24 protein-coding genes are annotated in these 25,891 nt (G+C 56.9%); 13 read left to right on the top strand and 11 right to left on the bottom strand.

The features are described from left to right. Positions 1–26 precede the first annotated feature (26 nt). Positions 27–1,472, bottom strand: a complete 1,446-nt coding sequence (locus ABSB80_RS08660) for an amino acid permease (protein WP_428370130.1) — start codon at positions 1,470–1,472, stop codon at positions 27–29. Further along, a complete protein-coding gene (locus ABSB80_RS08655; protein ID WP_428370128.1) occupies positions 1,469–3,778 on the bottom strand; it encodes an Orn/Lys/Arg family decarboxylase in 2,310 nt (769 codons plus the stop codon). Before ABSB80_RS08655 ends, ABSB80_RS08660 begins: the two co-directional genes overlap by 4 nt. A 267-nt stretch (positions 3,779–4,045) precedes the next feature. Between ABSB80_RS08655 and ABSB80_RS08650 the strand changes: the two genes are divergently transcribed. Continuing rightward, a complete protein-coding gene (locus tag ABSB80_RS08650; RefSeq protein WP_428370126.1) occupies positions 4,046–4,615 on the top strand; it encodes an HdeD family acid-resistance protein in 570 nt (189 codons plus the stop codon). 392 nt (positions 4,616–5,007) lie between these two features. Here the strand turns inward: ABSB80_RS08650 and ABSB80_RS08645 are convergent, their stop codons facing one another. After that, entirely contained in the window at positions 5,008–5,226 is a 219-nt protein-coding gene (locus ABSB80_RS08645) for a hypothetical protein (protein WP_428370124.1), read from the bottom strand. A gap of 207 nt (positions 5,227–5,433) precedes the next feature. On the opposite strand from ABSB80_RS08645, the gene ABSB80_RS08640 reads away from it, so the two are divergent. Further along, entirely contained in the window at positions 5,434–5,949 is a 516-nt protein-coding gene (locus ABSB80_RS08640) for a cache domain-containing protein (RefSeq protein WP_428370122.1), read from the top strand. Positions 5,950–6,105: 156 nt separating this feature from the next. Then, positions 6,106–7,416 carry an STAS domain-containing protein gene (locus ABSB80_RS08635; RefSeq protein ID WP_428370120.1) on the top strand — a complete coding sequence of 437 codons (1,311 nt, stop codon included), beginning with the start codon at positions 6,106–6,108 and terminating at the stop codon, positions 7,414–7,416. A 2-nt stretch (positions 7,417–7,418) separates the two neighbouring features. On the opposite strand, the gene ABSB80_RS08630 is transcribed toward ABSB80_RS08635, so the two are convergent. Both ABSB80_RS08630 and ABSB80_RS08625 read right to left on the bottom strand, forming a co-directional pair. After that, positions 7,419–7,835 carry an ATP-binding protein gene (locus tag ABSB80_RS08630; RefSeq protein WP_428370118.1) on the bottom strand — a complete coding sequence of 139 codons (417 nt, stop codon included), beginning with the start codon at positions 7,833–7,835 and terminating at the stop codon, positions 7,419–7,421. 4 nt (positions 7,836–7,839) lie between these two features. Then, a complete protein-coding gene (locus tag ABSB80_RS08625) occupies positions 7,840–8,106 on the bottom strand; it encodes a hypothetical protein (protein ID WP_428370116.1) in 267 nt (88 codons plus the stop codon). A 182-nt stretch (positions 8,107–8,288) separates the two neighbouring features. Between ABSB80_RS08625 and ABSB80_RS08620 the strand changes: the two genes are divergently transcribed. The 3 genes from ABSB80_RS08620 to ABSB80_RS08610 all read left to right on the top strand — a co-directional run bounded on the left by ABSB80_RS08620 (position 8,289) and on the right by ABSB80_RS08610 (position 10,836). Next, positions 8,289–8,621: an STAS domain-containing protein gene (locus tag ABSB80_RS08620; protein WP_428370114.1), complete on the top strand. Its 333-nt coding sequence runs from the start codon at positions 8,289–8,291 to the stop codon at positions 8,619–8,621. Then, a complete protein-coding gene (locus ABSB80_RS08615) occupies positions 8,608–10,344 on the top strand; it encodes an MBL fold metallo-hydrolase (RefSeq protein ID WP_428370112.1) in 1,737 nt (578 codons plus the stop codon). The genes ABSB80_RS08620 and ABSB80_RS08615 overlap by 14 nt, the downstream gene beginning before the upstream one ends. A gap of 90 nt (positions 10,345–10,434) precedes the next feature. Then, entirely contained in the window at positions 10,435–10,836 is a 402-nt protein-coding gene (locus ABSB80_RS08610; RefSeq protein ID WP_428370110.1) for a hypothetical protein, read from the top strand. Between the two features lie 73 nt (positions 10,837–10,909). On the opposite strand, the gene ABSB80_RS08605 is transcribed toward ABSB80_RS08610, so the two are convergent. Then, complete coding sequence (locus ABSB80_RS08605; protein ID WP_428370108.1) at positions 10,910–11,401, bottom strand: hypothetical protein; 492 nt, start codon at positions 11,399–11,401, stop codon at positions 10,910–10,912. Between the two features lie 237 nt (positions 11,402–11,638). On the opposite strand from ABSB80_RS08605, the gene ABSB80_RS08600 reads away from it, so the two are divergent. The 4 genes from ABSB80_RS08600 (at position 11,639) to ABSB80_RS08585 (ending at position 16,517) form a co-directional block, all read left to right on the top strand. Further along, positions 11,639–12,448 (top strand): ABC transporter ATP-binding protein, encoded by an 810-nt coding sequence (locus ABSB80_RS08600; protein ID WP_428370106.1) that lies wholly within the window; start codon positions 11,639–11,641, stop codon positions 12,446–12,448. Positions 12,449–12,525: 77 nt separating this feature from the next. Continuing rightward, positions 12,526–13,005 carry a redoxin domain-containing protein gene (locus ABSB80_RS08595; RefSeq protein ID WP_428370104.1) on the top strand — a complete coding sequence of 160 codons (480 nt, stop codon included), beginning with the start codon at positions 12,526–12,528 and terminating at the stop codon, positions 13,003–13,005. 132 nt (positions 13,006–13,137) lie between these two features. After that, positions 13,138–15,732 carry a magnesium-translocating P-type ATPase gene (gene mgtA / locus ABSB80_RS08590; protein ID WP_428370102.1) on the top strand — a complete coding sequence of 865 codons (2,595 nt, stop codon included), beginning with the start codon at positions 13,138–13,140 and terminating at the stop codon, positions 15,730–15,732. 92 nt (positions 15,733–15,824) lie between these two features. Continuing rightward, positions 15,825–16,517: a molybdopterin-dependent oxidoreductase gene (locus tag ABSB80_RS08585; RefSeq protein ID WP_428370100.1), complete on the top strand. Its 693-nt coding sequence runs from the start codon at positions 15,825–15,827 to the stop codon at positions 16,515–16,517. 463 nt (positions 16,518–16,980) lie between these two features. On the opposite strand, the gene ABSB80_RS08580 is transcribed toward ABSB80_RS08585, so the two are convergent. After that, positions 16,981–17,931 (bottom strand): HPr kinase/phosphorylase, encoded by a 951-nt coding sequence (locus ABSB80_RS08580; RefSeq protein WP_428370098.1) that lies wholly within the window; start codon positions 17,929–17,931, stop codon positions 16,981–16,983. A gap of 188 nt (positions 17,932–18,119) precedes the next feature. Next, on the bottom strand, positions 18,120–18,251 hold the full coding sequence (locus ABSB80_RS08575; protein ID WP_428370096.1) for a hypothetical protein: 132 nt from the start codon (positions 18,249–18,251) through the stop codon (positions 18,120–18,122). 110 nt (positions 18,252–18,361) lie between these two features. Here ABSB80_RS08575 and nudC point away from each other — a divergent pair, with 110 nt between their 5' ends. The 3 genes from nudC (at position 18,362) to bcaP (ending at position 24,223) form a co-directional block, all read left to right on the top strand. Continuing rightward, the gene (nudC, locus tag ABSB80_RS08570; protein WP_428370094.1) at positions 18,362–19,219 is read left to right on the top strand and encodes an NAD(+) diphosphatase; all 858 of its coding nucleotides are present in this window, start codon (positions 18,362–18,364) and stop codon (positions 19,217–19,219) included. A 170-nt stretch (positions 19,220–19,389) separates the two neighbouring features. Then, positions 19,390–22,335 carry a response regulator gene (locus ABSB80_RS08565; protein WP_428370092.1) on the top strand — a complete coding sequence of 982 codons (2,946 nt, stop codon included), beginning with the start codon at positions 19,390–19,392 and terminating at the stop codon, positions 22,333–22,335. Positions 22,336–22,765: 430 nt separating this feature from the next. Beyond that, the gene (bcaP, locus tag ABSB80_RS08560; RefSeq protein ID WP_428370090.1) at positions 22,766–24,223 is read left to right on the top strand and encodes a branched-chain amino acid transporter BcaP; all 1,458 of its coding nucleotides are present in this window, start codon (positions 22,766–22,768) and stop codon (positions 24,221–24,223) included. A gap of 18 nt (positions 24,224–24,241) precedes the next feature. On the opposite strand, the gene ABSB80_RS08555 is transcribed toward bcaP, so the two are convergent. The 3 genes from ABSB80_RS08555 to ABSB80_RS08545 all read right to left on the bottom strand — a co-directional run. Then, entirely contained in the window at positions 24,242–24,466 is a 225-nt protein-coding gene (locus ABSB80_RS08555; protein WP_428370089.1) for a hypothetical protein, read from the bottom strand. Between the two features lie 55 nt (positions 24,467–24,521). After that, a complete protein-coding gene (locus ABSB80_RS08550; RefSeq protein WP_428370087.1) occupies positions 24,522–25,613 on the bottom strand; it encodes a hypothetical protein in 1,092 nt (363 codons plus the stop codon). Positions 25,614–25,683: 70 nt separating this feature from the next. Then, positions 25,684–25,891, bottom strand: a 208-nt coding sequence (locus ABSB80_RS08545; RefSeq protein WP_428370085.1) for a hypothetical protein, incomplete at its 5' end; no start/stop codon positions are given.

The raw sequence follows: 25,891 nt of genomic DNA, 5'->3' as shown, positions 1-25,891 counted from the left end.
CTCTGCGGTAGTGGGATACAGGACGCTCATTTTTTTACCTCTGGGTACCCTCCGGCTTTCTGCCAGCCGGGTTTTCTGAATTTCAGGAACACGAGGGGCGGTACTGCAAGCAGGAACGTCCCGAAGAGTACGGCTGCGACATAGGCGAGACCGCTGGTCGCGAAGTAGGACGGGGGCATCAGCCCGACAATGAAGGCGAATACCGTGCCAAAAAGCCCGAGCCCCCCGACGACCCAGACTCCCGCCTTTCCGCCGGGGATCCTGAACGGCCGTGGTCTGTCCGGCTGGCTGTAGCGCAGCTTGATCACGGCGGCAAATACGAGGATGTAGACGATACACAGGAGCTCGACGGTCATTGCCGAGAGTATCCAGTACGCCTGGTTGACTGACGGGAGGAAGACGTAGAGGAGGGAGATGGCCGAACCGATGAGTGCCTGAATGACCAGCACTGCCACCGGGGCGCCGTACCGGTTGGTGCGATCGAACATCGGCGGCATGTTGCCCTCTTCTGCGACAACCCCAAGCCCTTTGGCAGGACCGATGAGCCAGGCGGCAAGGGAGACGACCCCGCCAAGAGTGATCAGTACTGCCATCGGCGCTACGAGCCCGGGCATGTGGGCGGCCGTGAAGAAGTACTGGATCGCCTGCATGACTCCCGACGCAAGGTTGAGCTGGTCGGCGGGGATGACGACCGCGATCGCGAGCGTGGCAAGGACCGTGCAGACGACAATGATAGCAGCGGACAGGGCCATGGCACGGGGGAAGTCCTTCTGGGGATCCCGGGTCTCCAGCGCGTGGAACCCTGCCATCTCCATGCCGGCAAAGAGGAGGATGATGGTGGCAAAGAACGGTAGGGTGGAAACAGTGATGACCGGTATCAGGGCGCCCGGCGAAAAGGGCGGGAGGACGAGGGCTGCGCCGGAACCGAACCACCAGATCCCGAGCAGGATGATCAGGAGCGCGGGGATGATGCTTCCCAGGATGACGCCGATATTGGAAAATTTCGTGGACACGCCTTCCCCGAGGCAGGCGATTGCCGTCGTGCCCCAGAACGCGATCATCATGACGCTGAACATGTACAACGAGCTGGCGGCAAGCACCGGTGTCAGGGCAAATGCGAGGGTGGACGCGATGAAGGAGAGGACCGTGGGGAACCAGACCAGGTTGTTCGACCACTCGCAGAAGAGTGCGGTAAAACCGCCTTTCTCCCCGAAAGCCTGCTTTACCCAGGCATAGACACCGCCGCCTTCCGGCCACCCGGTCGCCAGTTCCGCCCCGGCAAGGGATATGGGGATGAGGAAGAGGACAGCGCCGATGATATACCAGCCGATGCACGACCACCCGTAGATTGCCATGGACGGGAAATTCCTGATACTCAGCACCGCCGCTACGTTGATCATGGCCAGCGCAAAGAGGCCGAGCACCTTTTTCGATGGCAGGGCGGCTGCCCCGCCCGGACCGGTCTCGCTCATCTCTTCTTCCTCCTGATGCAATACATCATGTATTCACCGTTGATGTTCTCGATGCCGTGCGTATCGTGCCCGAACCCCGGGAAGCGGTTATCAAAGTCCTGGAGGGATTTCAGGTACTGGAGCACCGGCCCGCTCTGCCTTCCAGTCCGCTCGCCCGGGGCAATGAGAGGTATGCCGGGAGGATATGGCACGATTCCCGTTGCCACGATGCGGTTGCCCGCTTTTGCTACCGGGACGTGTTCGACCTCGTTCCTCACGAGCCGCGTAAATGCTTCAGCATAGGTGACCGCAGGCTCGGGCAGGAGCGAGAACGCCTGCTGGAGCAGTTCGCACATGCGGTGCCCTTTCTTGAAGGCGTGCATCTCGTCGACAAGCCCCTTGATGGTCATGCCGGCATACCTTTCCGGGCAACCCCGGGTGAGATCCGGGAACACCTCTTCGAGCGGCACGTTCTCATCGTACAGCCGCTTGAACTCGAAGAGTTCGGTGAGGAGGGTGCCCCACTTTCCCTTGGTGATGCCCATCGAGAAGAGGAAGAGGATGCTGTAATCACCGGACTTCTCGCTGATGATCCCCCGCGTGTCGAGGAACCTGACCACGATGGCAGCCGGGATCCCCCACCCTGCCAGCGTCCCGTCGTCATTGACACCGGGCATGAGCACGGTGACCTTGATCGGGTCCAGCATGCAGTAGTTGTCCTCAAGGCCTTCGAACCCGTGCCATTTCTCGTCCGGGTGGAGCACCCAGCAGGAGGGGTTGTCCCTGAGTGTCTCAAGCGGTAAAGCGGCAAAGGGGATCTTCTTCTTCGTCTTCGGGTCCCTGATGGTCTCCGGCTGCCACATGGTGAACCACCAGTCGGTCCCGGTCTTTCCGGTCCCGAGTTCTTTCCCGATACGCGCCATGGTGCGGCGGAAGCGGATGGCCTCCTCGATGGTCTCGGCGGTCAGCAGCCTGCCCGACGCCCCGTCCATCATCTTCGAGGAGACGTCGAGAGAGGCAATGATGGTATAGAGCGGGGAGGTGGAGCTGTGCATCATGAACCCTTCATTGAACCGGCTGTGTTCTACCGGCACTCTCCCGTTCCTGACATGGATCATGGATGCCTGGGAGAGGGCCGCGAGCAGCTTGTGGGTGGACTGGGTTGCAAAAACGGTCGGGCCGCGGGCGTCCCTGGCACCGTCGCGCATGGCGAACCGGTTTGTATAGAGTGGGTTGAACCGGGCATAGGCATACCAGGCCTCGTCGAAGTGGATGCTGTCCACGCTCCTGCCGAGGAGTGCCTCCACCTCTTTTGCATGGTAGCACAGCCCGTCATACGTCGAGTTGGTGATGATGGCATGGACCGGTTTTTTGTCCGGGGCGGTCTTCGCAAGCGGGCAGGCCGCGATCTTTTCCCTGATCGCTTCCGGGGTCATCTCCGATTTCGGGATAGGGCCGATGATCCCGTAGCGGTTCCGGGTCGGGATCAGGTAGACCGCTACGGAATGGGTCATGGTCAGGGCATGCTCCGCTGACTTGTGGCAGTTGCGGTCCACCATGACGATGTCGTCTTTTGTCACCCTGCCGAAGAAGACGATCTTGTTTGCGGTCGACGTCCCGTTGGTGACAAAATAGGTCATGTCGGAACCGAACACCTTCGCCGCATACTTCTCTGCCTCGCCGACCGGTCCCGAGTGGTCGAGGAGCGACCCGAGCTCCCCGACCGATATGGAGAGGTCGGAGCGGAAGAGCTGTTCCCCGAAGAATGCATGGAAGAGCCGTCCCGGGGCCGACTTCCTGAAAGCCGTCCCCCCGGCATGGCCGGGCGTGTGCCACGAGTATTCGAAATCCTTCGAGAACCTGACCAGTTCGCCGAAGAACGGGGGGAGGAGGCGCTCCTGGTAGCGTTTTGCAGCGGCGGTGATACGCCCCGCGATGAATTCAGGGGTATCCTCCATGACGTAGATGTATTCATTGATCTCGCGGATCATGTCGACCGTAAGGGATACCGGGGTCTCGCTGGTGGTCTCGGCCATCAGGAAGATCGGGATATCCTCGTTGCGGTCGCGTATCTCGTGGATCAGGTCCTGGGTCTCTTTCTGCTTCTTGGGGGTGCCCCCGCCGAGGTTCCAGTTGATGAGGATACAGTTGACTGCAGGGAGGTTGGAGTAGGCGGCCCGGGCATCGGCCGGTGAAGCCACATCTGCGACCCTGATGCCATAGGCCTCGATCCCCTGCACGATCCGTTTGATAGCCCTCCCGTGCGGGGTATCCGTATGGATGGTGTCATCGATGATGGCGACCTGCAGGTTTTCATCCGGGTTCATCAGGTCCTCCCGACTGGTACAGGCCCAAGCTGTATCTCCTTGTGGTACAACATGCGCATAACCAGTGGTAAAGTTATTAACCTTTATATAATGGTGTACCGCCCATGAATTACCCGCCGATTCTCATTATTCGGTCAGTTTCGGAATCAAAAATCCCGCAACGAGCGATCGCCCGGATACCGGCATGGAAACCCGGTTGTCACGGGATGCAGGAAAAAGGAATAGTACAAATACTTCCTTTGTTTATTCTACACCGGAGATATTTGTATGACCGAAGAAATTCCCAATGCTGAAAAGCTCCTGTCCAATCCGAATCTTTTTCCCTGGTGGCTCCTGCTCGTCTGGGGTATCCTTGCCCTGCTGATCGGGTGCATGTTCCTTACCACCCCCGGGCTGACCACCGTCCTCTTTATAACGCTCCTCGGAGCGTACTGGCTCGTGAGCGGGCTGTTCGCACTCGGGAGCCTGGCAGTCGACAGGACGAATGCGGGATGGAAACTGTTCCTTGGGATCATCAACGTCCTTGCCGGGATCCTCATCCTCCTGTATCCCCTCTACAGCACGATCTTCGTGCTCTCGTTCTTTGTCATCTTCATCGGGTTCTGGGCCTGCTTCATCGGAGTTGCCCATCTGTACCAGGGGTTCACGACAAAGGATGGAGGCAACGGGGTGCTGGGGGCAATCAGCCTGATCTTCGGGATACTCCTCCTCATCGACCCGTTCATCGTGGCAGCCCTCCTGCCCTTTGTCGCCGGCGGATTTGCCATCATAGCCGGCCTTGCGTCTATCATCGTCTCGTTCACGGCAAAGAAGACGCAGGAAATACCGGCGAAGTAGAGCGCTCTCCAATCTTCCTTTTTTCCGGGAGAATTCGTGGTGGGGGCGGAGAACCGGCACTACCCACACGGTCGGTAAATGCAGGGCACTGGACCTACCGGATCGGCCCCGGGTTCATGGCGTAATGCTATGAAAAAGGCTCTGTTGAAATCCTCAGAGAAACATGCAGTCGCTCTTGGGGGAGCCCGCTGTTCCAAAAGGGAAGAGCGGGCTGGAGAATGTCGAGAGTCATCAGACTTGAGACAGGAGAAGACCGAAGGCCTTCGATAGAACCAACGAGTTCTTCGATTTGAGAGTGGAGGTCACACTCCTAACCGCAGCAGAGTATAAGCAAATGATCAAAAATTTTAAAAAAGCCATGAAAAATTGAAATTACACCGGTTCGGCGGGTCTCATCCACGCCCGAACCCGAAAAATGCAATGCCGAATATCTTTTCGATGGCATAGAGGACACCAAAGAAGATGGCGGCATACAGCACGAAGTTGATGATAAATCCCGAGGCACCGGCGATGCCCGCTGCCGCTACGATAGCGCTCGAAAGCGCATCGGCGATGATGATGGCACAGAGGATACCGGCAAAAAAGGTCACCCATTTTTTTACTGCTGACATGTCCATACCGGTACATATGCTGCCGGACTATTAAATTTCAGGTACCCTGCAGGATACTATTGCGGTTCCCGGTTTTTCGGATCCTCTGCCATCGTGCGTGGACAGGGTGCCAATCCTGCACATGCCATGTCTTCGTAACGCTGTGGATCTCTGTTCTCCCGGATTTTTTATGACGGATTTATTAGATAAATCGCCATACACTTTGGTATGACTTTTACTATACGCGTTATCTCCCTCATCCTTATCATCGCTGTCCTTACGATCTCCGGGGGATGCACCCAGACACCCCGGAACGTCACCATAATACCGGTCTCACCGACAGCACCCCCCTCACCGACAAAAGAGGATCTGGTTGCATTTGTGAAGGAAGCAGTTGCCTATGCAAAGGCCAACGGAAAAGAGAAAGCACTCGCCGAATTCGACAAACGGAACGGCTCTTTTTTCAGAGGAGAGCTGTATATTTACGCGTATGACTACAACGGGACGACCATCGCGCACCCGGTGAACCCGGAAAAGATCGGCGTGAACCGGCTCAACGAGACAGATGTGTACGGCAACCTGTTCATAAAAAACCTCCGTGAAGCAGCCTATAACGGCAGCGGCTTTTCCGAATATTATTACATCAACCCCCTGCACAACAACGCGATCGAGAAGAAACTCGGGTATGTGGAAAAAGTCGATGATTACTGGTGGCTCGGATCCGGTATCTACGCGGGACCCTGACGGGGAACGGTTTCACTCACGGTGACCGCCGGGACCGAAGTTACCGGAATGATGGTCCGGGTGGCCGGGGGATCAGGACCGCGGGGAAAATCCCCCGGATGACCCCAAACTTAAAAAACGCGCTCAGGGTATATTTCATCCGGAGAAAATATCTGTATGGAAGCCAGGAGCGAGCGAAAAGAGGGAGTCCTGATCTTTTTTGTGAGCGGAAGACTTGATGCCTTCGGTGCACAACAGCTGGATTCCTGGGCGCGTGAGGCGCTCAATGACGATGACCGGGAACTCGTAGTCGACCTTTCCGGGTCAACGTACCTCAGCAGCGGCGGGATCCGGGTGTTCAACGGCCTGAAACGCGAGATGAAACGGAGGAACGGGCGGGTAGCCCTCTCTGCTGTCGGGGAGTACCCGAAAAAGGTACTGGACATGGCAGGGTTCACCGCTGTCTTTGATCTGTTCCCGACTGCAGCCGAGGCGGTGGCCGATATCGTCAGAAAGCGCAGGAACCCGTCCCTCTTCAACGAGATCTTTTACAAGAACATCGTTGAGAACGGTGCCAGGTTCACCATCGAACCCGGGTGGATGACCGCCCCTCCGGTGCTCCGGGTGGTGGGGGATCTCAACGAAGTGCTGTACGCAAAAATATCGGAGGCCGATATCAGGAAAAAAAAATTTTCCGAAGTCACGTATTCGCTGGGCCTGGGAGCACTTGGTGCGGATGTGAAGGAAGCGATGCCGCTCATGGGTGAGATGATCACCCTGTACGGATCGATGGTCTGGCTTCCCACGGATGGCAATAATACGCCGGACTTCCTGACCCCCCTCGACGCAGCCAATGCCGATGTTCCGGTCTATACCGGTTACAATATCACCCTCGACGGTCCCTTCAACGAATATTTCACGCTCGACACGACCGACCCCCGCGGCATCAGTATCACGGACATCTACCGTGCGGTCTTTTCCTCTGCGCACGGGCGCGTGGGCAGCTACCACGGCGTCATCGCACTCACCATCTGGGGGGTCCTCACCTCGCTCGCGAGTTCAGGCCTGAAGCGGGCACCGGTCATCGGCGCAGGCCCCGAAAGTGGCGAATCCATCATGGCACCGTCCCGGGTCCACGAGTGGATAGCATCAGATGCCGGGCATACCTATGCCGGTGATACGCTCGTCAGTTTTGGGATCGGGATCGACCTGACCAGCGACCTCTCGTTCTTCAGGCCGGAAAGCCTCTCCTCGCTCTACTATGCCAACCCGCTGAATACCGGTGCGGCAAAACAGATGTACCTCCACAACCACGGGGTGGTGTTCAGAAACGTCCCCTATGAGCCGACGCTCGACCTCAACACCCAGGTGAAAAAGATCGTGACCGATGGCGAGTTTGCCGACATGCGTCACCTGCTCGACAGAACCCGACTGCGGAAGGCCAAGATCGGAGTCTCCTATATCCAGGATATCCTTCAGGAGCGATGATTTCAGGGGGTTTTCCGTTTGACCAGCACGAGGATATTTTTCCCGTTCTCGTGCCGGTACACGATCTCGTCCATGACCTGCCGGATCAGGAAGATGCCCAGCCCGCCTACCTGCCGCTCTTCGATGTCAGCGGTGAGATCCGGCTCGGGGAGCGAGAGCGGGTCGAAGGGGGGTGCCGCATCCTCGATCTGGACCTCGACAATCCCGCGGGTCGCCCGGCAGGTTACCCCGATCTCGCCGCCCTGCTCCCGGTATCCATGGACGATCACATTGGTTATCGCTTCCTCGACGGCCAGCTGAGTATCGAGGATATCTTCGTTGGCAAAAGAATGGTCGTGCATCAGTTCCTGCAGGGCAGATGAGACAACTGCAATCCCGGAGATCTCTGTCACGACGAGGTGCCTGGGGGATCGTTCCATGGTCTCACACCACCACCCGTATGGCCATAGGGGTGATATCGTCGGACTGGGGAGGGTCTCCGCAGAACGCATGGATGGATTTTAGGATCTTTGACATGATCTCCTTCACGACCCGTGTGCGTGACCGGAGGATGATATGCGTTTTTATCGCGGGATGGCTGTCAGGAACTTCGGAGAAGAGCCTCCTGAATGTCAGGAGGTATGCCGCCAGGACAATCACGCAGATGATCTGAAGAGGGACAATCAACGAAGAGAGGATCGTGGCATCCATAGCGTCTCCTATACGCATTGGATCCGGGTCATTTTAATGTTCACGTAACCGCCCTTCGGCACTGCCCGGCAACATCCTGCGGACATACCTGCGCTGTACAACCATGGATAGGATTATCTTTTTCAAACGCCGAAATTCAAGAGAATATCCGGTTATCACTATCACCGAGAAGGGGAATTACCGTGGAAATTATACCAGCAATCCGCGATGGCACCACCGTCCTGTCCATCTCCGGGAGAATCGATACCGTGACCGCACCGGTGCTTGAACAGGCCATCAACCGGGAGATAGAGGGCGGACACAGGAAAGTCCTCCTGGACTTTTCCGCGGTCTCCTACATCAGCAGCGGCGGCCTGCGGGTCCTCCTTGCGACCGCAAAGAAGCTCAAGGCCCCGGGTGACAGATTCGGCCTCTGCTGCCTTTCCGCAGAAGTCCTGAAGATCCTCAGACTCGCGGGATTCACCTCAATCTTTTCCATCTACCCTTCAGAGGGAGAAGCACGTGCCGGCTGGTAACGACCAGCTCATCTCTCTTTCGTGGCAGCAGGTGCCCGGGACAGATGGTGCATCAATCTACCCAATCGTCAGGAAGATCGATACCATCTCTTCCAATTCGTACCTGATCGCCACGCCCGATGCAATCATCCTGATCGATCCGGGGGGGCTTCCTGACCAGGCAGAACAGCTGGCCTCGGTCATCGGAGAAATCCGGCAGGAACAGGATCGCCCGGTCATTGTCTTCCTCACGCATGCGCATATTGATCACTTTGCCGGCAGCCAGGATGTTCCCGCATTTGCTCACCCGGAGACCGTGATCTTTGCCGCCCATGAGACCGGCGCCGGAATACTTGGTCGCGGGGACTGCGGGTTTACCCAGGCAGACCTGCTCGGCCAGAAGGTCGTACCCATGAAGATCGGGTTCCCCCTCCTGACTGCGGACCGTTCCGGCCGGCCGGGAGTTCCGGTTGACCTCCGTCTTGCCAACGGCGCCAGGGTCGCCGTGACCGATGACCGGATCGGGACGGGCGGGGTTGTGCTCCCCCGGGAGCGTATCGTATTCGGGCCCGGCCCCGCCCTTGAGATCCTCCATACCCCCGGTCACAGCCCGGACAGTATCTGCCTGCGGGTGGGCGGACTGCTTTTTATCGGGGATATTCTCTTTGCAGCAAATCCGGGAGTAGCCGGTATGCGCGGATGGGACCAGGCAGCCCTCATCCGCTCTCTTGACGGGATACTGGCATTTCTGTCCGGGGGCGGGGTCTCGTATCTATGTCCCGGCCATGGCAGGGTAATTCCGGTGGATGATGCAGTCCGTGTGCTCTCAGCTGTCAGGACCGATGCGCTTGCCCTTGCAAATATTGCCGAACTCAACTGCGACCGGGCGGTGCAGGCCGCTGCCTTTGCCGAAGACTGCATGGAGCAGGTGAACGAGCTCTTTACTGTCATGGCCGGGCGCCTCTCTTATGTCTCGTACGTGATGGAGGAGCTGGGCGAATCTGATGTGGCCGGACGGATGGAGTCCCTGATTAACAGAGATACCATTGATGAGCTCCTGAAAGCTTTTTCAGATTTTGCCGAGGAGCACTACCGGCGGAACCGGGTTCCGATACACCTGGCCCTCAAGGCTGCCCAAGTTATCATGAAACTTGAACGGTCGTTCAGAAAGGACGAGCTTTCGCGTATTATCGACCCGACCCTGGTCCAGAGAGCCGGCCGGCTGCTCTCAGGCTATACAACCATGATGCGGGGGTTCAGCCCGCCAGGCGAGTTGTCAGAATGCGATATCATCGCGCTTGTCGAGGCGCTTGTAACCGGGCTCTCCGTCTCCTCCTGTTCAGATGAGGAAGTTTTTGACTCAGCGGATGACGATGCAGCTTTTGCGCAGATCCTCCTGGCACGGATCGGGACACGCCCGCTGCTTGAGGACGTCGCGTTCTCGATGGAACCAATGCAGGGCCCCCTCATGGCCTCCATAGACCGCGATCATTTCACCGATGTCCTCAGGTATATCTTCGAAGAACTGGTCGGGACAGGTGCGGATCGGGTCATGATGAAAATACAGCGGGACAGTCAGAACAGTATCCTGACGATTTCGGGCAACACCACGCTCTTGCCCCTGGCAGAACAACAAAAAACATTCAGGTTTTTACAGGGACTCTGTCACCGGGCCGGAGGTTCACTTGAGTATAAAGGCGAAACAGAGACCCGTCAGTTCGTAATCACGATCGGGCTGGCATGATCACTCCGGAAATCCACGTGGCGGCTGCCCCGAAGAGAAGGTTTATCGGTCTGCCGGACCATGAACCGGATAATGGGGAGTGTGTCCGTCATGCAGGAAACCGGTAATCTGGGGGTTACCCCCCTGCAGGAACAGAAGCTCAAGATCGCTCTTGAAAACACCTGCGAGCTCTGCCACGAGTACTTTCCATCCCCCTTCCTTGAACTTCACCGGATCAGCCGGCGGAATTACCGGGAGATGAGCCGTGACGCCTCGACCAGATTCCTCGGGGTATGCACGGACTGCCACGCCCATATCCATGCACTGCCGGTTCCGGTTGCCCGGCAGCGGCAGATCGTCAGGAACCGTTCTTTCTTTGTCCGAAAGGACCTGAGGAAGATCCTTGGCTATGTTCCAAAACCATATATACCCCCTCAATCGGTTGATCCTTCTCAGGCATACGAAGAATATTTCGGGAGATGCCCGCAGGGGTCGTACAGGATGGGCGGATGAGACCTGCAGGCATGGCGGAGAAACGGTTTTCAGCTCTGTAGAAATCTTATTTTCAGCAGATTAGCTTATAAATTCAAGGGGTTAGATGACCCCCTCTCTCAGCTCGAAGAATGCCTCCGCGTTCTTCTACTGTCTCATCTCTTTTGAGATTCGACAAGTCGAAGAATGCCTCCGGGTTCTTCTTATCCTCGAAGTTCTGATGAATCTCTTCGAAAATCGAAGAACTCTGACAGTTCTTCTTCAGCCTGCTCTTCCGTTCGGGAAGAGCAGTCTCCCCTTGGCCCCCTCTTTTTATTCCCCATTTTTCAAATGTTTTCGACAACCGCCAATGGGCCATCGCGATATGAGGGTTGCACTTGCGGCGGGGACAGCCGAATGCTGTGGAGAAGATTTTCATTGGAAAATCTTGGACCGCGGAGAGTCGAAGAACCCTGCGGGTTCTCCCTTCAGGAAGCGCAGTCTCCTGCGATTCGAAGAACGCTGATGCGTTCTTCTCTTGTCTCCATGACCCTGTAATGTCGACATCCCCAGGAGCGTTTACAACGGATACTGAGGATTTCTCCAAAGCCTTTTTTCACCCTTCTATAGTCCTCTCCCGGAAGATCGTGTTCCCGTATCAGCCTGCACCAAGGGATCCTGGGGATATTTTTGTCCAGGTCTCCCCGCCGGGCAGACAATGTCCCTTCCGGGAAACCCGGTACCGTAACCTATAATGAGACAGCCGCACCTCATGTATGGGAAATGACGACCCCGGATCAGCAAACGGGATCTCCAGTCGGGAAAACTAATCGGGAAAACCATCATGAAAAGATCGCCCCTGCCCGGAGAAACTCCACACCTGCTGGAGTTTGAGAACATCACGGTATTCCAAGGCACCAAAAAAGTCCTCGATAACCTTTCCATCACCGTGAGCGAAGGCGAACATCTGGCGATCCTCGGGCCCAATGGTGCCGGAAAATCCTCGTTCATCAAGACCATCACCCGGGAGTTGTACCCCCTTGCAGACGGGAGCGGGAGTATCTTCAGGGTACGGGGACAGGAGGTCTGGGATGTCTTCGAGCTGAGGTCCTCCATCGGCATCGTCTCAAACGATCTCCAGTCCGCCTTCACCCGTGAAATAACCGGCGAGGACGTCATCCTCTCCGGGTTTTTCTCCAGTGTCGGTCTCTTCAACCGCACACTCACTCCGGCGATGCACCGGAAAGCCGGGGAAGTCATCGATTTCCTTGAACTCGGGCACCTCATAGACCGCCCGATGACCAGGATGTCCTCGGGAGAATGCCGGCGGTTTCTGATCGGAAGGGCCCTTGTTCACGGCCCGAAAACCCTCATCCTCGATGAGCCCACAACCAGCCTCGACCTGCATGCCCTCCATACGTTCCGCCAGACACTCAGGAAGATTGCACAGGGCGGGACCGGCATCATCCTCGTCACTCATCAGCTGCATGACATCATCCCCGAGGTCAAGCGGGTCGTGCTGATGAAAGAGGGAAGGTTCATCGGGGACGGGCCGAAACCTGCGATGCTGACTGAAGAAAAGATCGGGGGGCTGTTCCGGGTACCAGTCCGGATCAGGGAGGACTCGGGGTATTATTACACGCTGGGCTACTGATCTTTCAGGTGAGAAACCCGATCGATACAAACCCTCATATCCCTTGAAAGCAAGGTGTGCTGTCTGAGGATGATCGTATGAACCAGGTACCGATAATCCAACCCGGGGAAAAGGCGAAAAACTTCTCGCTGAAAGATCACGAGGACAAGACGTTTGGCCTGTACGAGCATATGGGCCGGAGGGTTCTCCTCTCCTTCCACCCGCTCGCGTGGACTCCTGTCTGCGCCGCCCAGATGAAGTCCCTTGAGGAGAACAGGGAGCGGTTCGACCAGCTCAACACCGATGCGGTCGGTCTCAGTGTGGACTCGGTCCCCTGCAAGAAGGCCTGGGCCGGGACGCTCGGCATCGCCCATACCCCGCTTCTCTGCGATTTCTGGCCGCACGGGAACGTTGCCGCCCAGTACGGACTTTTCCGGGAAGCCAACGGCTTTTCCGAGCGGGCAAATGTCATAGTCGACGAACACCTGAATGTCGTGTTCGTCAAGGTATACCCCCTCCACATGGTCCCCGATATCATCGAAGTCATCGGGGTCATCGAAAGGCTGGGGAAAAAGTAATGCTCTTACCCGGTCTGGTAACGTTGCCTCCTGGCAACAGCCCGGGACGCAGCAGTCCTTTTTGCAGATCGAAGTGCTCTTTACCTCCAACACCACACCTTTTGTCCTGTAAGAAATGGTGACAGGAGAAGGATGCCATTGACAGCACCGGTGCAGGAAAAAGAACCCGGTCCGGGGGTGCAGTTCCATCTCATACCGGAACAGGACCTGTTTCCGGCCCTCGATTCATCTGCGACCGGCCTCTCGACCGGGCAGGCGGCGGCCCACCGGGAACGTTCCGGCCCGAATGACATATCGCATATCAGGAGAAGGCCGGTGGTTCTCCAGTTCCTTGAACATTTCAAGAACCTCCTCGTTATCATCCTCCTCTTTGCCGCCACGATATCCGTATTTGTCGGGGATATCACCGATGCTGCCATTATTTTTATCATCGTCATTGCAAGTGTAACCCTGGACTTTTTCCAGGAATACAAGGCTGAAAATGCGGCGGAACTGCTCAGGCAGAAGATACTCACGAAGGCTTCTGTTGTACGAGACGGGAAACAGGAAGAACTTCCGATCACCGATCTTGTGCCGGGAGATATCGTGCATCTTGCCGCAGGCGATATTGTCCCAGCTGATGCCCGGGTCCTGGCATCACGGGACTTTTATGTCAACCAGTCAGCACTGACCGGTGAGCCGTTCCCGGTGGCAAAAAATGCCGGCCTGGCAGATCCCGGCAAGCCTCTCGCCGAGGCAGGCAATTACATCTTTCTCGGAACTTCGGTTGTCAGCGGCACTGCAACAGCCATTATTACCAGGACCGGTGCTTCCACCGAGTTTGGCAAAGTGGCCAAGACCCTCGTGGAGCGTCCGCCGGAGACCGAGTTCGAGCGGGGGCTGAAACAGTTCAGCTTCCTGATGTCACAGTTTGTCTTTTTCCTCGTCATCATCGTCTTTTTTATCAATGCCATGTTCCGGCACGGGGTCCTGGAATCCCTGTTGTTTTCTGTCGCGCTTGCCGTTGGGATGACACCGGAACTGCTCCCCATGATACTCTCCCTCAACCTGTCGAAAGGCGCGCTGGCCATGTCCGAAAAGGGCGCGATCGTCAAACACCCGGAGTCCATCCAGAATTTCGGGAGCATGGACATCCTCTGTACCGACAAGACCGGGACCCTCACCCAGAACCAGATCGTGATGGTACGGCACTTGGATACCGAGGGAAATGACAGCGAGAATGTCCTGCTGTTCTCCTATGTCAACAGTTACTTCAATTCCGGGCTCAAAAGTCCCCTGGACGATGCGGTTGTCCGGTTCCGTCACATCGATATCGACGACTACCGCAAGATAGACGAGATCCCCTTTGATTTTATCCGCAAGCGGGTCTCCGTCATCGTTTCCCGGAAGTCCGATACAGTCATCGTCTCGAAAGGCGCACCGGAAGAGATCCTGCGCGTCTGCTCTTTTGTCGACCGCGGGGGAAAAGTCGAACCCCTGACCGATGCCGGCAGGGAGAAGATCAATGCGATCTACGATGCCCAGAGCGCGGAAGGGTTCCGGACACTGGCAGTCTCCTACCGGACGGTTGGTGCTGACCAGAAGGAGTTCTCCGTAAATGACGAAAAAGAGATGGTCCTGGTCGGCCTGATCACGTTCATCGATCCACCCAAGGAAAGTGCGGGGGAGTCCGTGCAGCTCCTTGCCCGTTCCGGCGTTGAGCTGAAGATCCTTACCGGGGACAATGAGCTGGTCACCCGGAAGACCTGCGAACTCATCGGTATCGGGATCAAGGGCGCCCTCACCGGTTCCGAGATCGAGACTATGGATATACAGACCCTCTCGCGGGTGGTGGAGAAGGTCACGATATTCTCAAGGCTGACACCCGCACAGAAGAACCGGGTCATGAAGGCCCTCAGGCAGAACGGCCATGTCGTCGGGTTCATGGGCGATGGCATCAACGACGCCCCGTCAATCCGGGAGGCGGATGTCGGCATATCCGTTGAGAACGCTGTGGATATCGCCAAGGAATCTGCCGATATCATCCTGGTAAAGAACGATCTCCGTATCCTCAATGACGGGGTGCTTGAGGGCAGGAAGACGTTCGGGAACACGATGAAATATATCCTGATGGGCACGAGTTCCAATTTCGGGAACATGTTCTCTGTCGCAGGTGCGTCCCTGTTCCTGCCCTTCCTCCCGATGCTCCCCGTTCAGATCCTGCTCAATAACCTCCTGTACGATGTGTCAGAGGCTACGATCCCGACCGACAACGTCGATGCATCCTATGCCAGCACGCCAAAGAAATGGGACATCGGGTTCATCAGGAAATTCATCATGGTATTCGGCCCCATCAGTTCGATCTTTGATTTTATCACGTTCTTCATCCTCCTTGTTGTTTTCCAGGCCGACGCATCGCTTTTCCAGACTGCCTGGTTCATTGAATCGATCTGTACCCAGACCCTGGTGATCTTTGTCATCAGGACGCGGGTCGTCCCGTTCTATACGAGCAGGCCGAGCAGGGCCCTCTTCGCAAGCACGATACTTATCGTGCTCCTGGCGTGCGTCCTGCCCTTCACGGTCATCGGAAGCTTATTCGGTTTTGTCCGGCCGCCGCTCGTGTTCTTCGCGGTACTGGGCGGCCTGATCATCGGGTACCTGGCCATTGTCGAACTGGTAAAGATCTGGTTCTACCGGCATTACTCACCTGTTCCTGAGCAGAAGATCCGGAACCCTTCGGGCCCGTGAATTGTTCTGCATGGACGTTCACCGGTCCAGGTACCTTCTCCTCACTGCCACGATGCGATAGTTGATAATATTCTGTGGACAGTAATCTTTCGATGAACCGGAAAACTGGCTTAATCCTCGTAATCATCCTGATTGTTGCTGCACTGGCCGCTGTTATTATTATTACCGGGCAGAACAGCCTGAGGGAGGACACGGGTGGAGCGGCAACCCTGCCGGCGGTGGAGGTGCGGTCATACCAGGGGCAGGACCTCTCATCGATCAATGATTTCCATGAAAATTCCATCAAGGGTCCCCAGTATATCAACATCACCGATTATCGCCTGACGGTTACCGGCCTGACAAACACGACACTCGTCTACACCTACGCTGACATCCTCGGGAAATATCCCCACTACACCAAGGTGGTCACCCTCCACTGTGTCGAGGGCTGGGACGCAACCATTCTCTGGGAAGGCGTGCAGGTACGGGACCTTATCCGGGATGCCGGAGTCCGCCCGGGCGCAAATACCATTGTCTTCACGGCATATGACGGGTATACGACCTCTTTTCCGCTCGACTATATCATGAACCGCGATATCATCATGGCCTACCGGATGAACAATGTCACGCTCCCGGCAGAACGGGGTTATCCCTTCGAGCTGGTGGCTGAAGACAAATGGGGGTACAAGTGGATCAAGTGGATCGAGAAGATCGAGCTGACCGATAACCCGGACTACCGCGGGTACTGGGAACAGCGGGGGTACTCGAATTCCGGTGACCTCAATGAAAGTTTTTCCGGTGACTGACCCCTGTGGGAGGGAAGGTGGGTGGTCCCGTGTCCCTCCCCCTTTTTCGACCTTATTTCACGATCTTTCCGCAAAAATGGGGAGAGGCAGACATGAACCGATAGAGCTCACTTCGGAACTATGAAGATCGTAAAATCGTCAAATCTGCGATGGTTCCCCGCCTCAGGGCCTCTCCGAGGAATGAGTGGTTTGTCAAAACCACGAAGTGAGAGAATTTCGCAAGAACTTCGAGCACGGCGGGGCAAGGAGGTTGAACCGCCGCGGGGGCGCCCCGTCGGGGGCGGCGGCGGTCATCGTACCTGGAATAAAGAGGTCCCAACTCCTCATCAAATCTGAATAAGGTGATCTTCACAGGAAACGTCTGGATATTTTCTGCGTACACCCGATTAAAATTCTTACCGCTATTACCGGCTGGGTGATATCAGATCAAATCGGATCGTGAAACACCCCCCATTCCTGCCCGTTACACCGCTTGCGAGACCCCGACAAGGGAACGGATCCACTTCTGGGTTTCTGCCGGGGTTCCGGCAGTGTTCACCAGGTAGACAGTCGTCCGGTCCAGGAGGTCCGCGACGTACTGGTTGCGGATGATCGTTTTTGACGGGTTCCTGACGAGGAGGTGGGGGTTGAAATAATTATTTTCAGCGAAAAATTTCAGCCCGGTCTCGGGGTCGAGTGTCTGGACCACGTTCTCGTCCGCCGGGGCCCTCCTGAGGACGATGATGATCTTCAGGGTTGTCATGGGAAGGATCCTCCCTTTCCCTATCACCCAGCGGACATCGGCTACCGCACGGCCATCGGCATCATAGTCCCCTTTCTCGACAAGTCCCCTGAACCCTTTCCATATGGTCTCGAGATCCTGCTGGATGTAAAAATTTTTTTCCGAGCCGTACACGAGGACATCTGGCCCGTATACCCGCGCGAAGAACCAGTCGTCCGAGACGATGCGCGTGCTGGGGTCCCTGAGGAGGCCGTAGGTCTGCGTGGTCTTCCCTGCACCGGGACCGCCAACGATGCAGATGCCTTTTCCGTCGACATCGATGCAGGCACCGTGGATCGAATAGATGTTGTGTTCGTCCTCGAGGATGTCCCCGGCAAGGCTGAGGGCGAGGGATTTGATCCAGCCGTAATACTTGAAATTCAGGAGGAATGCGGTCTTGGAGGCCGGGTCATACAGCACGCTGTCCGGCGGGTAAGACGGGTCGCTGAAGATAAAGAGCCTGCCGTGGGACCGGACATTCTGCGACATCGAATAAAAGTTATCCTCCCAGGTGTCCTTCAGGATGTGGTCATCGCAGAGGAGCTTGATGCAGCACCCGTAAATCTCCGATTTGATCTCGTACCTGACCTGCGGGAGGTACCGCTCCATCAGGCGTCCTTTCTCTTCGATGGATATGGCAGAAACCGTGTACATGGCAGGAAGCCCCCGCAGGCAATGATCGCTTCTTCCCGAAGACCTGCTCTTCCGGATCATGCCGGTCTTGCCGCCGGGAATCCGCGATGGTAGTATGATATCCGTATCTTCTCAGGCCACTTATCACTTCTGTTCGGGGTACTTGTCTCCGGACCTGATGTCCAGGACATCGTGGGAACTGAGGATCGTTACACGGTATTGACCGGTACGGGACAGGTACCTGACCCTGCACTGTGCCAGATATACCAGCCGATGGAGAGCCCGATGAACATTCCGATTACCACGTATATGGCTGCACGGGCCAGGTCCTCTCTCTGCATGACCTGATCTTATTTCAGAACCGCCATAAACGTTCTGTACTGAACCGGCACGCACTCATGCTTTTTTAATCCTGTCTCCAATCTGGTACAACGCAACGGGTGTCCCGGGTATGAAGCATATTCCCAGATTCTCGACGGACTCACTTTCCAGAAACTATCCCGAGCCGGAGGAGGTCCCCGCCCCGGGTGCCCGCTGGGTGGTGGTACGGGACATGGGCGTCGTTGTCACGACCAGCCCTGCTCCCACAATCCTGCTGGACCGCCATCCGGCATCTTCAGGAATGGCCGTTAACCGCAGCCAGTACCTTGGACACCTCGGCAGCACTCCTGTGTATGCGGCGGAAATACCCGGTGCGGCCCCACTTCCCGGAAGTATGGTATATTCCGGTGTACGTGAACTGTCGGGAACCATACCGGACGAAGAACTTGCCCTTGCCGGGCTCGCCGTCCAGATCATCGGTTTTGACCGCACGACACGGTTTTGCGGGGTGTGCGGGGAAGGGATGCGGCAGCTCCGGACCGAACGCGCAAAGAGGTGCCCTGCATGCGGGCACACCGAATACCCCCGGCTCTCCCCAGCGATCATCGTCCTCGTCAGAAATGCCGATTCCGTCCTTATGGTACAATCAAAACAGGCGCCTGCGGGAAGGCACAGTCTTGTTGCAGGCTTCGTAGAGCCCGGCGAGGATCTCGTGCACGCGGTCCATCGCGAGGTCATGGAAGAGACCGGTATCAGGATAACCAATGTCAGCTATGCCGGAAGCGAACCGTGGCCGTTCCCGAACTCGCTCATGATCGCGTTTGTTGCCGACTATGATGGCGGCGGGATTGAACCTGACGGGACCGAGGTCGTTTCTGCGGGCTGGTTCCGGAGGGACAATCTCCCGTCAGTTCCCCCCAAACTCAGTATCGCCCGGTCACTCATCGACTGGTGGGTGGAGAACGGGACCCGGCCGGACTCCCGCTGAGGGTCGCGTGCCGGGCGGCAAATTTTTCTTCACGGATTTATTGTTTTCTTTGGTGTCTGGGGCCGCCAAGGCACCGGTAACTTCATTTCGACCAGAAATGCTATTATACAGTATATAAAACATTATAAATAGGCAACGATCGTGCCAGTCCTATAGTGTGAGAGATTGTGATGAGCGACCCCCCGTCCGATGAAGACGAAAATACCGTTGATATTTTCGTGCTGAGTAAAGGTGAGAAAGAACCTCTTTTACAAAACGAGATCCTGAAAAAAAAGGGTTACCATATCACCCTTTTTACCGACAGCACCCAGATCCAGGACTCCTTGCGGCATGGAAGGCCCAATCTCCTGATCTGCGATACGGTATCCCTCCCGCAGGAGGCGTATGACGTCTGCAGGCAGATCAAGGCCGATGACCGGCACTGGATGATCCCGGTCCTCGTCGTCACGGCCGCTTCCAGCCTGTCCGACCTTCTGAACGTCCTGGACTGTAACGCAGACAACTTCATCGCGCACCCGTTCGACCCGCCCTACCTTATCTCGCTCATCGAAGGTATGCTCTCCACTCCTGTCGAGCGGACGATGCCGGAGCAGATCAAGACCCAGTTCAGGATCCAGCATGACGACAAGGTCTATGTGGTCACTGCCGACCGCCGCAAACTGCTCGAGTTCCTCCTCTCATCCTTCGAAATTGCCGTCAATATTTCCGGCAATCTCTCCCGGGCAAGAGAAGAGATAGCGGAGATCACGCGGTCCCTCAGAAATTACGAATCGGTAGTCGGAGAACAGGCCCGGGTCATCGAGACCGTAAACGCAGCCCTGCTCAAAAAAGATCAGACCCTCAGGGAACTTGAAGAAAAACTTTCTGACCGGGAACATAACGTCTCACGGTTGTCGGATGCAAATGAGCAGCTCAGCAGGGAACTGGAAGGGAGCAAAGCGCTCCTTGCCACTGCAGAAGAGCGCATCCTGCAGATGGCAAGGGAAAATGATGCAGCCGCTGAAGTTCACCGATCTGAGATCGACGGACTGAACCGTCAGGTCAGTTCCCTTTCTGAAGCACTTACCTCCACAAAAACGGAACTTGAGAAAGCCGTCCGGGCCCTCGAAGAGAAGACGACGCAGTGTGAGGCGACCGTACAGGATCTCGATGAGATAACGGCGCACAGGGAACAAGCGGAAAAGTCCCTCCGTGCCCTTACTCTCGAACATGAACAGATGAAAGTCTCCCTTGCTGCAGAGAAGAACCGGGCGCAGGCCGCAGCAGAGGAGGTCAGGGAGGTTCTCCAGGCAAAGACGGATTCCGAACAGGATCTTACCCGGATCATCAACGAACTCAGGGATACCTCAAAAGAGCAGGCTCAAACCCTTGTCCGGAATACCGGGGAACTCGAGTCAGCAAAGAACCAGATCACCGCTCTTGAAAGGGATCTGAACACTATCAGAACGGAGAAGGAAAAAACGGAATCTGCGCTCCGTGACCGTGCAGACAGTATCAGTCAGGAGCTCTGCGACCTCCGGGTAAAATACGGGATGACTGTTGCCCAGTTCGAGGAGAAAGAGCGCCGCATCCCGCCCCTTGAACTGGAACTGAACCAGACCCGGGTGGAACGGGACAGGATCGGCGCCGATCTCCAGGCACTCACGCGGGAACTCGAAGCGGCCCGGGCCGCACTTGCTGAGGAGAAGGAAGCGCACCGCTCAGCGGAGGAGCGTTTAACCTCGATGATCGGCGAGCGGGATGCCGCGCTCCGGACACTTCGTGCCGCGCACGATGAGTTAAAGACCGACCTCGATTCACATAAAAACGGCCTGGTTCAGGCGAAAGGGGAGATCCAGTCCGCCTCGGAGCTGCGGGAGACCCTTGAATGCAGGCTTGAGGCCGGTGCCACACGGATCCGGGAGCTCGAGTCCGAAGTGCGCACGCTGTCGTCAGATCATGCGCAGGCTGCCCAGCAGGTGCGGACACTATCAGATGAACTGGAGCAGGTCAAAGCAGCACTCGGGAATGAGAGGAGGTTGCACCATGCAACGGACGAAAAACTGGTGGTCGTCAGCCAGGTGCGGGAACAGTTCCTGCATGACCTCCGGAAATCCGCGGAAGAGCTTGCCCTGCTGAAACACGAGCTTGAGGAAGAGCGCACGCTGCGCCAGGCCATGGAAGCGCAGAAACATTCAGCCGAGATGGAGCAGGAGCAGTTTGCCCGGAACATTTCCCTGACTGAGAACGAGCGATCTGCAGCCGATGAAGAGCGGACTGCATCGATCCGGAACCTGACTTCAGACCTTGAATCAGCCCTTGCGCGGCAGCGGGTGCTGGAAGACCAGGTAACCGGTCTTACGAAAGAGAAGCAGCTCATCGAAGAGAAGGCCTCCGGCCTCTTGGACGAGATCGACCAGGCAAGAACAGCGCTCGCGGACGAGTGGGAAGACCACATGAACGATCAGGAGCGGCTCGTTGTTGCCACGGAAAAGAAAGTACGGCTCGAAGAGGAGCTGCACCGGGCAGAGGAGCCGGAACCGGAACAAACAAAAAAACGTGCGGTCATCATCAGGGAACAGGACCTGCCGGTGGAAGTCAGGGCTGTTTCAAAAGCGCTTTCGCTACCACTCCCGTCACAGACCCCCGGGAGTCCGCCTCCACGCATAACCGGCGTCGAAGACCTTTTCGAGGAGGATGAGCCCCGGGAAAAAGAGACAGACCCGCTCCCGTCAGTCACTATCGTCAGCGAGCCGTCCGCAGGCTTTGAAGATGAGAACTTGCCCAAGGATATCCAGGAAGATCCGGGAAGTGCCGAACCGGAGCCTGAAGAGGGCAAATCTCCTGAGGGCGGGGTGGAGAGGAGAGAAGAGGAGGCAGGGATAGAAGAGATCTCTGGTACACCTGATGAAATCCCCGGCCCGGCAAACCAGAGCGGTATAGCGTTCAACCGTGCACAATGGCTGGACCTCCTCAAATGGGCGCACCATTCCGGTGCACTCTCGCAGGAGCAGCGCATGCAGATCGTCAGGATGGGACGGCTGATCCAGAAAGGCAGGAAACTGACACGCAGGCAGGACGAGCAGGTCAGGGAGATGATGGTCCTTGTGCAGACGCTCGGCTACCATTTAACCTGACCCCCCTTTGCTGCAGTTGCCCTCCCGGTATCCCCTTTTCCGGCTCGTTTATTACCTGTACATTTTCCCTGTGCCTTCAGTTTCCCGTTTGGTACAGGCCACGGTAGTCCGGGTCAAAAAAAGGATTGGATTAGGCATGACAGATGGTGCCCTCTGCGGCTGATCCCCGCACTAGGGGGAGGTACATAACCGATTTTTGCAGGTGGCCCCTCAGCAAGACGGAGCCCATCCCAGACAGGGCAGATACGGTCCGCGATCCGGCGTGAGAACTCAAGGCCATCCGATCTCTCCATCCAGTTCCCCTGGGGCGGGACTGAATAAAGTTTGGCATGACGCCAAAATTTCCCGGCCCCCGGCCCTCCGGAGAGCGGGACCTGTTCAAATCCCGCCATGTTTAAAAATGCCGGAGGAGTAGTATTGGTGACTGCCCATGCCCCCCCGATCATTCCGTGACCGGTACCGTTCCATCTTCCAGACCAAACCTGTCAGCAAACTGATGGAATGCACCGGCGGGGTGCATGGGCTGAAGAAAGTGCTTTCGCCGTTCGAGCTCACCCTTCTTGGCATCGGGGCGATCATCGGGACGGGCATTTTTGTCATCACCGGCATCGTTGCAGCAGATTATTCCGGGCCGGCCCTGGTGGTCTCGTTCATCATCTCCGGGACCGTATGCGCCTTTGCAGCGCTGAGCTATGCGGAATTTGCCGCGATGGTGCCAGTTGCCGGGAGCGCCTATACGTACGGGTATGCCTCGCTCGGGGAGGTCTGGGCATGGATCATCGGATGGGACCTCATCCTCGAGTACTCGGTCTCGATAGCAGCGGTGGCGGTCGGGTGGTCGGGGTATATGACCAGCCTCCTTGCCGGGGCCGGTATCACTCTTCCCGCCCCGCTTATCAACCCCCCGGGACTGGATGGCGGGATCGTCAACCTCCCGGCAATCCTGATCATCTTCGTCGTTACCGGACTCCTGATCCTCGGCGTGAAGGAGAGCGCCCGGGTCAACACGGTAATCGTGCTGATCAAAGTCACGGTCATCCTGCTCTTCCTCTTCCTCGCCTTCTCGCACATCAATCCCGCAAACTGGACCCCGTTCATGCCCTTCGGGTGGTCCGGGGTCCTCACCGGGGCGGCGATCGTTTTTTTTGCCTATATCGGGTTCGACGCGGTCTCGACGGCAGCGGAGGAAGTCAAAGACCCTCAGAGGACTCTCCCCATCGGGATCATCGGATCGCTTGTCGTATCGACTATCCTCTATATCGCCGTCACAACGGTCCTCACCGGGATAGTCCCCTACAGTCTTTTCAAAAATACCGCCGCCCCTGTGGCGTTTGCCCTTGGGGAGATCGGCATCTCCTGGGGCTCGGCCCTCGTCTCTGTCGGCGCAATCTGCGGGATCACCTCAGTCCTCATCGTTCTGCTCTTCGGCCAGACACGGATCTTCTTTGCCATGTCGCGGGACGGTCTCCTCCCCGCGGTCTTCCGGGAACTCCACCCGGTGTACCGGACGCCGGTCAAAGTGACGCTGCTTGTCGGGGTCGTGACCGCACTCCTCGCAAGCCTCCTCCCGCTCCAGACTATCGCGGAACTCGTGAATATCGGGACGCTCGCTGCGTTCATCATCGTCTCCCTCGGGGTCATCGTCCTGCGCAGGACGAAGCCGGATCTCGAGCGGCCGTTCCGTTGCCCGTTCGTACCGCTCGTACCCGCGCTCTGCATCGTCTCCTGTAGCGCCCTGATCTTCATGCTCCCGACCGTGACCCACCTGAGGTTCATCATCTGGCTGGCCATCGGGCTCGTCATCTATTTCCTGTACAGCATGCACCACAGCCGGATCAATGATGATACCACAGGACTCGAGTGCTGGGCCCCGCCGGGCAACCATTGACGGCCCGCGCAAAAGTGATCAGATCCGGCCGGTCTTCTGAAGCCAGAGGCCGGTCCCCCAGTAGGCTGCACCGGCACCAAGGAGTGCCGCAAAGCTCAGTATGACAAACCCGTAATCCCCGGTCACGACTGCGTGTGCCTCCAGAAGCACAACGTTCACGGCGAAATAGACGAATACAGCCACAACGAAAACAAGGCCGATGATGCCTGCTGTTCCCATGAGGATGAGATCATCTGAAGTCAATGACTCGCCCCCCTTCGTGCCTGATGACCGGGAAAACGGAGCACGATCACGAAAGTCACCGCCCGAGATACTGTGCCAGGATGTCGTCATACAGCCGTTCGACATTCTCACGGGTGCCGGGAATGGCAGGAAACCCGTTGTAGTTCCGTGTGACACTGATATCTTCAGCAAGCCGGAGGTGGTACTGGCTTACGGAATGGAACCAGCCGTTCTTCTCATAATAGGATGAGAGGTATTCCTGTTCGGTCTGGCCCGGTGTCGGGATCAGGAGGGCCCGCTTTTTGTCCAGTTCCGCAATCTCCATCATGGAAGTGTACCCGGACCGGCAGATGATCGTGCGTGCCCGGTTCATGAGGGACTCCTTCTCTCCGGTAGATGCGTAGCTGATTATGGTACAGTCACCGGACTGCTCACGTTCCCGGGTGTTCCTCGGGCTGCCTAGAAGCACCACCCGTTTTCCTGGGAGGTCGTTTATCTGCGGCATGAGGATCTCCTCGAGCCGCTGCCTCTGGGGCTCCGGCCCGGATATCAGCACCAGGTAGTCCAGGTCCGTCGGCAGTTCCTGCCGGTGCATGCCGGTGAGGATACCGGCAAAGTAGGCCCTCCCGATCGTTGCTTCTGTACCGGGGCGGGACAGTTTTCCCGCAAGTGCCGCAGGGCCCGGCGGGCTGTCGGGGACAATGATGTGCCGGAACTTCTCGTGGTGGTAACCGTTTGCTTCGACTGCGAGGAGCTCGACCGGCCAGAAGGCGAGGGGGAGGTGGTAGTGGAGCTGGTGGGTTATGAAGACCGATGGAATCTCCGGAGAATAGACACCCAGGCGGTTGTCGCTGATGATGAGGTCATAGCGGTCCTTCTCCAGAATCTTTACGAGGTTTTTCCGCTCATCGGAGATCGCCTTCAGCATCAGGGGGAAAGAAGCGAAGAATTTCGGGAGAAAAAACCTGCTCGAACTGTAGGGGACCGGGTAGTCAGGGAACTCGATCACCGCAAGGTCCGGGAACTCCTTCTCCAGTACGGCCCGGGCATTTCCGCAGGCCGCGATGGTCACGTCGTGGTTGTGCCGGAGGAGGCTGTGGATGACGGGGATGTCCCGGGTCGCGTGACCCAGGCCCCAGTTCAGAGGCGATACCAGCACGTGCGCCATTCCTGCTCCGATCGATGATCAGAGTTCTTCCACAATGGTATTGAATGATTCGTAACGGTTGTTCATCCGGTCACGGACGGGTTCCTTCCGGGTGTCCGGGAATGCCGGTCCGGCTGCCGGATTTGAAAATTCGGCTTTGTTGAAACCCTATTTTTCTGCTCTGTAGAAATGTTTTCATCGAGAGAAAAGAACCGTGCTCGACCACAAGATCCAAGGTACGGTGTCTCCTTATTTTGTTATGTTCAGTAACGATAAGGAGACAATTAAGAAATCGTCCG

The sequence above is a fragment of the Methanoregula sp. genome (assembly GCF_050010295.1).
Classification (GTDB): domain Archaea; phylum Halobacteriota; class Methanomicrobia; order Methanomicrobiales; family Methanospirillaceae; genus Methanoregula.
The sequence above is the reverse complement of the archived record's forward strand: the minus strand, read 5'-3'. Positions and strand labels throughout refer to the sequence as shown.

Excerpts from the sequence above, each read along its gene's own strand:
- ABSB80_RS08660 (WP_428370130.1), bottom strand. The coding sequence starts at position 1,472 with ATGAGCGAGACCGGTCCGGGCGGGGCAGCCGCCCTGCCATCGAAAAAG.
- ABSB80_RS08655 (WP_428370128.1), bottom strand. The coding sequence starts at position 3,778 with ATGAACCCGGATGAAAACCTGCAGGTCGCCATCATCGATGACACCATC.
- ABSB80_RS08650 (WP_428370126.1), top strand. The coding sequence starts at position 4,046 with ATGACCGAAGAAATTCCCAATGCTGAAAAGCTCCTGTCCAATCCGAAT.
- ABSB80_RS08645 (WP_428370124.1), bottom strand. The coding sequence starts at position 5,226 with ATGTCAGCAGTAAAAAAATGGGTGACCTTTTTTGCCGGTATCCTCTGT.
- ABSB80_RS08640 (WP_428370122.1), top strand. The coding sequence starts at position 5,434 with ATGACTTTTACTATACGCGTTATCTCCCTCATCCTTATCATCGCTGTC.
- ABSB80_RS08635 (WP_428370120.1), top strand. The coding sequence starts at position 6,106 with ATGGAAGCCAGGAGCGAGCGAAAAGAGGGAGTCCTGATCTTTTTTGTG.
- ABSB80_RS08630 (WP_428370118.1), bottom strand. The coding sequence starts at position 7,835 with ATGGAACGATCCCCCAGGCACCTCGTCGTGACAGAGATCTCCGGGATT.
- ABSB80_RS08625 (WP_428370116.1), bottom strand. The coding sequence starts at position 8,106 with ATGGATGCCACGATCCTCTCTTCGTTGATTGTCCCTCTTCAGATCATC.
- ABSB80_RS08610 (WP_428370110.1), top strand. The coding sequence starts at position 10,435 with ATGCAGGAAACCGGTAATCTGGGGGTTACCCCCCTGCAGGAACAGAAG.
- ABSB80_RS08600 (WP_428370106.1), top strand. The coding sequence starts at position 11,639 with ATGAAAAGATCGCCCCTGCCCGGAGAAACTCCACACCTGCTGGAGTTT.
- ABSB80_RS08595 (WP_428370104.1), top strand. The coding sequence starts at position 12,526 with ATGAACCAGGTACCGATAATCCAACCCGGGGAAAAGGCGAAAAACTTC.
- mgtA (WP_428370102.1), top strand. The coding sequence starts at position 13,138 with ATGCCATTGACAGCACCGGTGCAGGAAAAAGAACCCGGTCCGGGGGTG.
- ABSB80_RS08585 (WP_428370100.1), top strand. The coding sequence starts at position 15,825 with ATGAACCGGAAAACTGGCTTAATCCTCGTAATCATCCTGATTGTTGCT.
- ABSB80_RS08580 (WP_428370098.1), bottom strand. The coding sequence starts at position 17,931 with ATGTACACGGTTTCTGCCATATCCATCGAAGAGAAAGGACGCCTGATG.
- ABSB80_RS08575 (WP_428370096.1), bottom strand. The coding sequence starts at position 18,251 with ATGCAGAGAGAGGACCTGGCCCGTGCAGCCATATACGTGGTAATCGGA.
- nudC (WP_428370094.1), top strand. The coding sequence starts at position 18,362 with ATGAAGCATATTCCCAGATTCTCGACGGACTCACTTTCCAGAAACTAT.
- ABSB80_RS08565 (WP_428370092.1), top strand. The coding sequence starts at position 19,390 with ATGAGCGACCCCCCGTCCGATGAAGACGAAAATACCGTTGATATTTTC.
- bcaP (WP_428370090.1), top strand. The coding sequence starts at position 22,766 with ATGCCCCCCCGATCATTCCGTGACCGGTACCGTTCCATCTTCCAGACC.
- ABSB80_RS08550 (WP_428370087.1), bottom strand. The coding sequence starts at position 25,613 with ATGGCGCACGTGCTGGTATCGCCTCTGAACTGGGGCCTGGGTCACGCG.